Below are 1,436 nucleotides of genomic sequence, written 5' to 3' on the forward strand. Positions count from 1 at the left end.
GGCGCGCCGCCGGGGCCGCCGTCCGGTCCGCCGTCGGGTCCGTCGTCGGGCCCCCCGTCGTCAGGACCACCCTCGGGACCACCGTCGCCGGGCCCGTCCTCGGGTCCACCGGCGGGCGGCTCGTCGGGGCCGAGGAGGTCGTCGAGCTGCGACTCGTCGAGGCCCGTCTCGTCGAAGGGGTTGCGCCGGCGCCGGTGCGGCAGTGCCAGTCGTGCGGCGGCGCGGACGTCGTCGCGCGTGATCGTGGTGCGACCGTGCCAGGCGGCGTGGGCGGCCGCGGTGCGGGCGGTGACGATGTCGGCGCGCAGTCCGTCGACCTCGAACGCCGCGCACAGCTCGGCGATCGACACGAGCGTCGCGTCGTCGAGCTCGACCTCGGCCACCAGCTCCTGCGCCCGGCGGATGCGCGTCGTCAGCGCGGCGTCCTGCTCGGCGAAGCGTGCGGCGAACCCGGCGGGGTCGGCGTCGAACGCGAGCCGGCGGCGCACCACCTCGGCACGGGCCTGCGGGTCGCGCGGTGCGGCCACCTCGACCGCGAGGCCGAAGCGGTCGAGCAGCTGCGGGCGCAGCTCCCCCTCCTCGGGGTTCATGGTGCCGATCAGCACGAACCGGGCGGCGTGCTCGACGGAGACGCCGTCGCGCTCGACCGTCGAGCGGCCCATCGCGGCGGCGTCGAGGAGGAGGTCGACGAGGTGGTCGTGGAGCAGGTTGACCTCGTCGACGTACAGCACGCCCCGGTGGGCGCGGGCGAGCAGACCGGGCTCGTAGCGGGTGACGCCGCTGCCGAGCGCCTGCTCGAGGTCGAGGGAGCCGAGCACACGGTCCTCGGTGGCACCGACGGGCAGCTCGACGAGCCGCACGGGCCGCGTCTCGGCCTCGGGCTCGGGACCGAACGGACCGTCGGGCGAGAGCGGCGCGGGGTCGGCCGGGTCGCTGGAGAACCGGTCGCCCTTCACCACGTCGATGGGGGGCAGCACCGCGGCGAGCGCCCGCACCAGCGTCGACTTCGCCGTGCCCTTCTCGCCGCGCACGAGGACCCCGCCGATCGCGGGCGAGATCGTCGTGAGGACGAGGGCGAGCGCCATGTCGTCGAGCTGGTCGGGCTCGGCGCCGACGACGGCGGTGAAGGGGTAGTGCTGTGGCATGAGGGCTCCCGCTCGATCGCCATGGCTGGTGCGGCGCGAGGCCGGTCTTCGGACTTCCACCTCCAGGTGGTCACCGCAGCGGACCCTGTGCCGGACTTCCACCGGCTTCCCGATTCTCCCCAACCGTCTGGGGCACCTCGCGCGTGTGCAGTTTGTCCGAGCCAGGCTACCGGGGCGCGCCGCGTCCGTGCGCAGGCACTAGCCTCGCCGGACATGAGCACCCCCCGTCGCGCCTCCGGCACCGTCGTCGTCGTGGGCGTCGGCGCCGACGGCTGGGCCGGCCTCGACGCC

General features: G+C 75.6%; 1 protein-coding gene and 1 riboswitch. The gene reads right to left on the minus strand.

Translation table 11 applies throughout. From position 1 onward, the window contains the following. The coding region (locus tag NH339_RS18175) for an ATP-binding protein (protein ID WP_253027447.1) at positions 1–1,145 on the minus strand (1,145 nt) is incomplete at its 3' end. A 21-nt stretch (positions 1,146–1,166) separates the two neighbouring features. Then, positions 1,167–1,300: riboswitch (cobalamin riboswitch) on the minus strand. Positions 1,301–1,436 lie beyond the last annotated feature (136 nt).

Source organism: Aeromicrobium sp. CnD17-E, from assembly GCF_024124745.1.
GTDB lineage: Bacteria > Actinomycetota > Actinomycetes > Propionibacteriales > Nocardioidaceae > Aeromicrobium.